Genomic DNA, 9759 nt, shown 5'->3' with positions numbered 1-9759 from the left:
AATGGAGATCGTTCCCACGCTCCGCGTAGGAACGATCGCTTCAATCAACAAGAGGCCGGTGCCCGTTCGCATCGGCTTTTTTTTGAGCTTTTGCGCGAATGATAAATAAACTCATTCCGGTTTTTCCCAGTTGCTGCGTCTTACTAAGGTATGCGGGCAAATCGGCTCGGGCAGGGCTGCCCAGGCGCCGGTTGTGTCCAGGAAAAATTTAGCTGTCGTCCAGCCGGATGACCGTACCCGGGGAGGGGTCGGTCAGCAGGTACACCGTGCTGGCGAGCGGCAGGCCCTTCGGCCGCCATGGACTTTTAACTTCTACCAATAATAGAGAGCACGATGTCGGCAATTCATGAGTTGAAACCGCTGTTCAAGGCATTGGTCATGTCCCGCGGCCTGCGTTCGCGCCGGGTGTTGACGGGCCTGGGTCTGGTCTGCGTGTTGCCATTGAGCACCCAGGTGATGGCTGAAAACGTCAGCATCAACATCCCTGCGCAACCGCTGCCGCAGGCATTAAAAGCGTTCGGCGAGCAGACCAACCAACAAGTCATCTATAACGCCGACGAACTGGCCGGCCTGAAAAGTAATCGCGTCAGCGGCAAGATGAGCCCGCAAGCGGCCATCGCCGAATTGCTCAAGGGCACCGGCGTGCGCCACAGCCTCGAGGGCAATACCCTGATGCTGGTAAAGGGCTCCGGCGCAGGCCTGGAATTGGGCGCGACCACCATCAACGCGAAGCAGCCGGAGGCCACCACCGAAGGCAGCAACTCGTACACCAGTAATGCGGTGACCATCGGCAAGGGCACTCATACCCTGAAGGAGATTCCGCAATCGATCACGGTGATGACGCGCAAGCAGATGGATGACCAGAACCTGGTCAGCCTCAAGGACGCCGTCAACCAGACCACCGGCGTCGTCGGCCTGCAGGGCGTTGGTCAGGGCATGATCCTCTCGTCGCGCGGTTTCCAGATTGACGACTGGCAGTACGACGGTGTGCCGATCCCGCGTAACACCTACTCGCTGGGCAACTGGGCGACCCAGGACCTGATCTTCTTCGACCGCCTGGAAATTCTCCGTGGTGCGTCCGGCCTGCTGCAAGGCACCGGCAGCCCGGGTGGCGCCGTCAACCTGGTGCGCAAGCGTGGCCAGAGCGCCCCGACCGTGACCCTGACCGGCAAGGCCGGCTCCTGGGACCACTACGGCCTGCAACTGGACGCCGGCGGCCCGCTGAACGAAGCGGGCAATATCCGCGGTCGTATCGTCGCCGATGAAGACCAGAGCAATTCCTTCGTCGATCATGCCTGGAACAAGACCCACTCGCTCTACGGCTCGCTGGACATCGACCTGAGCGAAGACACCACCCTGGGCTTCGCGGCCAGCCAATCCAACGGCGAGTCGCGTGGCAACATCCGCGGCCTGCCACGCTACGCCGATGGCTCGATGCCGGACGTGTCGCGCTCGACCTACACCGGCGCGCGCTGGAACCGTTCCGATATCGACGTCACCACGCTGTACGCCGACCTGGAGCATCGCTTCAACGAGGATTGGGCGTTCAAGGTCGGTGCAGTGCAGATGACCGAAGACAACCAGGCAAAAAACCAGCGCACGCAAAGTCCTGGCGGCCTGCTACCGGATGGCAGCCGTGTGCAATATGCCGACTTCGTGACTGACTTCCAGTCCACCAAAGTGGGTCTGGACATGAACCTGGTCGGCAAGTTCGAAGCCCTGTCGATGGAGCAGGAGGTCATGCTCGGCGGCAACTACTCCCAGCTGGAGACGGACGACAAATACGCCCGGACCTTCAACAGCAGCACCGACGATATCTTCGACCTCGACAACAACCGTCCGGACATCAGCTATGAGGGTCTGATCAACAGCCCGGGTGGCATGGGCACACTGAGCAAATATGACATTCGCCAGAAAGGTATATACGGTACCTGGCGCGTCAAGCCGGTGGACGACCTGACGCTGATCCTCGGCTCCCGGGTCAGCTGGTATGACTTCAGCTACAAGTCGAAAACGGAACGGGCAACCGGTATTACCCGCAACGCGCCAAGTACCGCGACTGAAACCGGGGTGGTCACGCCCTACGCCGGTATCGTCTATGACCTGAGCCGTGAGTGGGCGGTGTACGCCAGCTACACCGACGTGTTCCAGCCGCAGACCAACGTTGATCCGAACGGTTCGGTACTCAAGCCCATCGTCGGTACCAACTACGAAATCGGCCTCAAGGGTGAGTTGATGGACGGGCGGGTCAACACCTCCCTGGCGGTCTTTCGCTACGACCATGAGAACCGTGCCGTCAACATCCCCAGCTGTACCGGGTTGAACTGCTCCGAAGCCGCGGGGAAAGTCCGCAGCCAGGGCATCGAGGCCGAGATCAGCGGTGAAGTGGTAGACAACTTGCAGCTGTTCGCGGGCTACACCTACAACACCACCAAGTACCTGGAAGACCCGACCAACGAAGGCAGTGTCTTCAGTACCTGGACGCCGAAACACATGCTGCGGGTGTGGGGCAACTATCAGTTCACCGGTGACTGGAACCGTGTCAATGCGGGCCTGGGCTTCACCACCCAAAGCCATACGCAGGTCTTCGACCTCAACTATGACGTTCCGGGTTATACCGTGTGGAATGCCCGTGTCGGCTATCAGTTGACGCCGGAGATCGGGTTGGCGGTCAATGCCAACAACCTGTTCGACAAGACGTATATCACGCCGGCTTACAACCAGATCAACGGTAACAACAACTTCGGCGATCCTAGGAATTTGATGTTTACCGTGAAATATACACCGCAGTTTTGATCTGATCTGGGGTGGAAGGCCGATCCGCTTGTGGTTTTGCGGGTCGGTTTTTTTTGTGCATATCCATTTCTTTGGTTATGGCCGCTGGCGGTTTCGCTTTTACAGCGACTCACTTTTATGAAGCGTAAAAGTAAGCAAAACGCTTCTGCCCCACCACTCGGCACCTCGCCAAGGCTCGGTGTCCCCTCACTCCGGCATTGCTCCGTGGGCCCGCCGCGAAGGGCCGTCCCTGGCCCAGCGCGGCTATCCCGGCATCCATGCCGGGATGCCCACTCCACAATGCCTGCGTTCGGCCAGCGTGGTTAACGGGGCGCCCGAAATCAACGTCCACCGCGAGGCGGCCTTATAGCCGACCTGGCTCTTGCTGGGGTCCGCGTTCCTTCTGTGGGAGCGAGCCTGCTCGCGAAGAGGCCGGCACATCCAACATCTTCATCGACTGACACTCCGCCTTCGCGAGCAAGCTCGCTCCCACATTGGATTTTCGACAGACACCGATTTCACGGCCCACAGGGAATCACTGTGGGAGCGAGCCTGCTCGCGAAGAGGCCGGCACATCCAACATCTTCATCGACTGACACTCCGCCTTCGCGAGCAGGCTCGCTCCCACAGAAGGAACGCGGACCCCAGCAAGAACCAGGTCGGCTCTAAGGCCGCCTCGCCGTGGACGTTGATTTCGGCGCCCCATTAACCACGCTGGCCGAACGCAGGCATTGCGCAGTGGGCACCTCGGCATGGATGCCGAGGTAGCCGCGCTGGGCCAGGGACGGCCCTTCGCGGCGGCCCACGGAGCAATGCCGGAGTGAGGGCATGCCGAGCCTAGGCGAGGCACCAAGTGGTGGGGCAAAAGCGTTTTGCTTACTTTTGCGCTTCTCAAAAGTGAGCCGCCGTAAGGGCGGAACCCTAAGCAGCCGTTACCGAAAAACCGGATATACACACCGATCAACTAATCAAGCGCTACCCCGCCAAGCCCCCCAAAAACACCTCAACCAACGAATCAAGCAACCCCTCATCAAAGATCATGCCCCGATGGCGCAACGGAGAATGCACCGAGCACTGCAACTCGCCAGTCAAGCTATGTTCCCTGACCAACGCCTCGCAAAACGCCAGCTCTTGCGGTGTTTTCTCCGCCTCGGTCCACCAGCAGCTGGGACGTACCCGTACCGGCTTGAAAGTGAACCCTTCAAAGGCCTCCAGCAACCGGTCATGCACCGAGAACGCCTGGGCATTCATGACCTCTTCCTTGACGCTCTGCACGACCGACAGCAAGTCGCCTCGCTCAGGCTCGATCTGGCCGGCGGCCCACTCGTGGAAGGCCTTGACCGAGCTGTCAGGGTGTTCCCGTCGAAAGGCCGCGGTGCGTTCCGTAAGAGCAGGGAACAGCAGATCGAAATACTCGATTGCCTCCTGCAGATCCTGCGAGGCCGGGTCGGTTTTTTCCTCCGCAAGCCCTTCTCGATGACGCGGCAATGTCGCGGGATACAGGTGCTCGGGAATCGTGCTGTCCACCAGCCCCAGGAAACCCACCGTATGACCCTGGCTTTCCAGGGTTGCCGCGATGTCCAGGGCGATCGCCCCGCCCAGGGACCATCCCATCAGGTAATACGGACCCTCTGGCTGAGCCGAGACGATTTCCTGGCTGTAGTCGGCAATCATCTGGTGCCAGGCCTCGGGGCCCGCATGGGGTTCGCTGAAGCCGCGGTGCATGACGCCGAAGGTGCGTGCGCGATTTTGCAGTTTGCGCGCCAGTGGCTGGTAGCAGAAGACGATGCCCCCGCTGGGGTGCAGACAGAACAGCTGCGGTGCGCTGGCGGGCGCGTTGTTCAGGGCGACGAGGCACTGCGTCTGCTCGCGGTGTTTTTGCGAAATGAACCGGGCCAGTTCGGCGATGCTCGGGTTGGCCAGCAGTTCTTGCAGGCGCACCGTGTGGTTCAGGCGTGCCTTGAGGTTGGCGATGAGCTCGATCGCCAGGATCGAATGCCCACCCAGCTCAAAGAAACTGTCGCTGATACCCACGCGCTCGACCTTCAGCGACTGTTGCCAGAGTTGCACCAGGGCCTGTTCCAACTGTGTGCGGGGCGCCACGTAGGTCGAATGCCGGAGGTCGGCGTCCGGTTCCGGCAAGGCCTTGCGATCGAGCTTGCCGTTGGCATTGAGCGGCAGGTGATCGATGAATAACAGATGGCTGGGCACCATGTAGTCCGGCATCTGCGTTTTCAGCGCAGTCAGCAGGCCTTCGCGCAACTCGGCCGAGGCCGGTTGCGTCGGGATGACGTATGCGATCAATTGCAGGCCGCCCGGGCCTTCATGGGCCAACACCACGCAATCGCGGACCGCCGAGAGCATTTGCAGGCGCGCCTGGATCTCGCCCAACTCGATGCGGAAGCCGCGGATCTTGACCTGGTGATCGAGGCGTCCGATGTATTCGATGCTGCCGTCGCTGAGGTAGCGGGCCAGGTCGCCGGTGCGGTACAGGCGTCCGCCCGACAGTGGGTCGAACGGGTCCGGAATGAAACGGCTGGCGGTCAGGCCGGCGCGCTGGTGATAACCGCGGGCCAGGCCCGCGCGACCGACATACAGCTCGCCGATGCAACCCTTGGCCACCGGGTTCAGGTGCGCATCGAGCAAATACCAGGACAGATCGACGATGGGCTCGCCGATGGGGCTGGCGGCCTCGCCATGCAAATCCTGCAACGACAGCGGCCGCCAGGTGACATGCACCGTGGTTTCGGTGATGCCGTACATGTTGATCAATTGTGGTGTCTGGTCGCCGAAACGTTCGAACCAGGGACGCAGGCTTTGCACATCAATCGCTTCACCGCCGAAAATCACTTGTCGCAACCGGTGGACGAGCGTCTGTTGAGCGGCGCAGGCCACCTGCAGCAATGACTTGAATGCCGATGGCGTCTGGTTGAGCACCGTGACCTTTTCCTGGCAGAGGAGGGCGTAGAAATCCTCGGGCGAACGGCTCACGGCGTGGGGCACGATGACCAGTCGACCGCCATGCAGCAGGGCACCGAAGATCTCCCACACGGAAAAATCGAAAGCGTAGGAGTGAAACAGGCACCACACGTCCTGCTGGCCGAAACCGAACCAATGGTCGGTGGCCTGGAACAATCGGCTGACGTTGTGGTGCGCGAGCAGTGCGCCTTTGGGTTTGCCGGTGGAACCGGAGGTGTAGATCACATAGGCCAGGTTGTCCGGATCCATCGGCACGTGCGGATTATGTTCGGGATAGGTGCTGACGGCATCGACCGGATCCAGCAACAGGCAGTCGACGCCGGCGGGCAGCGCCAGCGAATCAAGCAGGTGGGCCTCGGTCAGGATCTGCCTGACGCCGCTGTCCTCGATCATGTAGGCCAGGCGATCGGCCGGGTAGGCCGGGTCCAGTGGTACGTAGGCGCCGCCGGCCTTGAGAATCGCCAGCAGGCCGATGATCATCCGTGGCGTGCGTTCGACGGCGATGCCGACCAGTACGTCGGGCCCGACGCCTTGTTCGATCAAACGATGGGCCAATTGGTTGGCGTGTCGATTGAGCTCGGCATAGCTTATGTGCTGCCCTTCGAACGTCAGCGCTATCGCCTCTGCGGTGTTGGCGGCGTGGGTTTCGATCACCTGGTGCAGGCACTCTTCCTGGCGCAACCGGGTCGGCCGACGGTTCCAGTCGTTCAGGGTCAGCCGCTGTTCATCGGCGCTCAACAACGGTAGCTCGCCGAGGGCGCAGCCGGGCGTTTCGATCAGGCCGCGAAGCACGTTCTGCCAATGCTCGGCCATGCGCTCGATGGTTTGTGTGCGGTACAGGTCACGGCTGTATTCGAAGGTCGCCACGGTCTGCTGTTGTGAATAGTCGACATCCAGCGACACGTCGAACTTGGCCTGGTTTTCGCCGGTGTCGAGAAACTCCAGCATGAATTGATGCGGACTTGGCAGCGACGCCGCCTGTGATCCGGTGCGCCAGTTGAACAGGACCTGAAACAGCGGGTTGGCGCCCAATTGATCGAGGATCAATTCCAGCGGGTAATCGGCATGCTCCAGCGCGGCGAGGGACTGCACGCGCAGATCGCGGAGAAAATCCAGCGCGCTGCGGGTCGAGTCGATCCGCGCCCGGTACACCTGGCTGCTGACAAAAAAACCTACCAGGTCCTGGCTTTCATGGTTGTTGCGGTTGGCGTTGGGAACGCCGACGGTGAAGTCGGTCTGGCGGCTGTAGCGGGCCAGCAGCAATTGCCAGGCACCCAGTGCTACCACGAACGGCGTCAGCCCCTGGCGTTGGCAGAACGTGTCGAGCGCATGGACCATCGCCGGGGCCAGCGCCACCTGCACACGGCCGGCCATGTGTGTCTGGCTCGCGGTGCGCGCAAAATCCTGTGGCAGTTCCAGTGTGGGCAGGTCGTGGCCCAGGTACTCGCTCCAGTATTCGCCGCCGCGCCGGCAGGCCAGGCTCTGCAAGTACTCGCCGCGTTGCCACTTCGCGTAGTCGGCGTATTGCAGGGGCAACGGCGGCAGCGGTGACGGATCGCCCAGCAAGCCCTGGGCATAGGCCTGGGTCATGTCCTGCATGAGGATCGTGTTGGACCAGGCATCGGACACGATGTGATGCATATTCAGCAACAGCACATGTTCCGCAGGGCTCAGCCTGAGCAGGGTGGCCCGCATCAGCGGCGCCTGGGTGAGATCGAACGGTCGCCGGGCGTGTTGCTCGATGCGCTGCGAAAGCGTCGGCTGGTCGAGCCCGGCGAGGTCTTCGCGATGCAGGACCAGGCAGGCGTTGCGCTCAACCACCTGGGTCGCGGCGCCGTCGATTTCGATGAACGCGGTGCGGAGGATATCGTGCCGGTCGATGACCCGATTCAGCGCTTGCTCCAGGGCATCGGCATTCAGCTCGCCCGTCAGGCGCAGGGCACGTGGCAGGTTGTAGGCCGACCGGGTCGGGTCGCGCTGTTGTTCCAGCCACAAGCGTTGCTGGGCGAAAGACAAGGGCGCGCGGTCCAGCCGGCTGCGGTTGGACCGCGCGTGCAGATCGTCGGCGGCGTCATCGAGCAGCAGCGCCAGCAGATCATCATCTAGCAATTCGTTCATGGTGTTCTCGCGGTAGACAGCATTGCGTCGGGCAGGCTCAGGCGAAGGCTGCCGGGACCTTTTCAGTGACGACCTGACCGGCCTGCATCCGCACCAGCTGATCGGCGATGTCGAAGTAACGGTCGTCGTGGGAAATGACGATGATGGTCTTGCCCAGGGCCTTCAGCTCCGGCAGCAGCTCGGTGTAGAAGATCCGCCGGAACACCGGGTCCTGGTCGGCGGCCCATTCGTCGAAGACCAGCACCGGGCGTTCTTCCAGCCAGGCGTTGAGCAGGGCCAGGCGCTTGCGTTGGCCGGTGGAGAGATCGGTGGTGCTGAAGACACCGTCGTGAATGCTGACCTTGTGGGCAATCTCCAGGCGCTCCAGGTAGCGATTGGCGGTCCCCGGCACTTGCTGGTCGCCTTGCACCAGTTCATCGAACAGGTAGTAGTCGGCAAAAATCGTGGTGAACAACTGGCGATAATCGTCACGCTGCGCAGCCAGCACCGGCTTGCCATCGAGCAGAATTTCACCGCCCTGGGGCGCATAGAGGCCCAGCAGCAATTTGATCAGCGTGGTCTTGCCCCCGCCGTTCTCGCCGACGATGAATACGATCTCGCCCTGGGCGATGGACAGGTTGACCGGTCCGAGGGCGAAGGCCTGGCTGCCGTCGACCGCCGGGAAGGCGTAGTGCACGTCACGCAATTCAAGCTGTTGGATCGTCGGCTTGGGCACGCTCTTATCATTGAGCAGCAGGTGTGGCTCCGGCGAGGAGAACTGCTCGGCCAACTCCGCAATGCGTTTGAATGCAATGTTGGCGCGGCTGATCACCGGCAAGGTCATCACCAGGTATTCCAGCGGCCCTTTCATATACAACAGCACCAGCACAAAACCGCTGAGCACCGCCTTGTCGATGCCCAGCCACAGCGATTGCAGGGCCAGGACCAGGCCGATGACCACAAAGAACAGCATCGAGCCGAAGGTCTTGGCGACCACGAAGGTGTTGACCGAGCGGATGTTGGTATCGCAGATCTGCTCGGCGGTGGCTTCGATGCGCTGGCTGAACATGCGTTGGCGACGAGGCCGATGGATACGCAGTTCCTTGGCGCCGGCGGCGATCGCGCTGTAGTGCTTTTGCAGGGCGTCTTCAGCCTCGCGGGCCGCTTCGAAACCGCGAATGCCACGGGCTCGCGCCACGTATTGGATGACGGTGCCGATCACCAATGCCACCAGCAGCAGCGCAAACATCGGCAATGACAGGTAGGCCAGGTAGGCCAGGCAGCCGAGGGTGACGGTGAAGGCAATCGCCAATGGCGCAAAGGAAAAAGCGAAGTTGCTGACCATGTTGACGTCGTGGGTCAGTATCGGGATGAGCCGATGACTGCGAAAACGCTCGATCTGTTCGATCGGTGCCAGCAGGACTTTCTGGCCGAGGGATTTGCGCAGGCTGGCGATGATGTTCTGGCCGACGTGGTTGGTGCCGATGTCCGACAGGATTGAGGTCAGCAGCGCCGCCGCGCAAAGCCCGGCGAAGGTCCCGAGCATGTGTGGCGAGGGCCCGGCATCGGCGTTCAGCGCGTCGTTGATGGTCGCCAGCAGGGCGGTGATGCTCAGGCCACCGAGCATGCCCAAGAGGATGGAGCCTACGACAATCAGCCGGAAGGGTTTGAGCAGGATGAACAGTTCACTGATCACCCCGCGGATTGGTTGGCTCATGGAGGTTTCCCTGCTTGAAGAAAAAGGCGAAGACCATCGCGGGCATTCACCGCATGGGCTGAAGGACAGCGGCACGCCGGATTGGGACGCGCCCACCTGTAAAACGATTAGGGGGAAGGGGAATTTAGCGATGCTCCAGATGAGCAAAACACCTGTGGCGAGGGAGCTTGCTCCCGCTCGGTTGCGCAGCG

At 61.5% G+C, this 9759-nt stretch carries 3 protein-coding genes; 1 reads left to right on the top strand and 2 read right to left on the bottom strand.

Annotated features, from left to right (window positions below; genetic code table 11):
• Positions 1-333 precede the first annotated feature (333 nt).
• Complete coding sequence (locus J3P84_RS18515; RefSeq protein WP_434625004.1) at positions 334-2796, top strand: TonB-dependent siderophore receptor; 2463 nt, start codon at positions 334-336, stop codon at positions 2794-2796.
• A 954-nt stretch (positions 2797-3750) separates the two neighbouring features.
• Here J3P84_RS18515 and J3P84_RS18510 read toward each other — a convergent pair.
• Positions 3751-7872: an amino acid adenylation domain-containing protein gene (locus J3P84_RS18510; RefSeq protein ID WP_434625002.1), complete on the bottom strand. Its 4122-nt coding sequence runs from the start codon at positions 7870-7872 to the stop codon at positions 3751-3753.
• Positions 7873-7909: 37 nt separating this feature from the next.
• The gene (locus J3P84_RS18505; protein WP_434625000.1) at positions 7910-9568 is read right to left on the bottom strand and encodes a cyclic peptide export ABC transporter; all 1659 of its coding nucleotides are present in this window, start codon (positions 9566-9568) and stop codon (positions 7910-7912) included.
• Positions 9569-9759: the final 191 nt, after the last annotated feature.

The sequence above is a fragment of the Pseudomonas sp. Z1-29 genome, from assembly GCF_051131995.1.
Taxonomy (GTDB): Bacteria; Pseudomonadota; Gammaproteobacteria; order Pseudomonadales; family Pseudomonadaceae; genus Aquipseudomonas.
The sequence above is the reverse complement of the archived record's forward strand: the minus strand, read 5'-3'. Positions and strand labels throughout refer to the sequence as shown.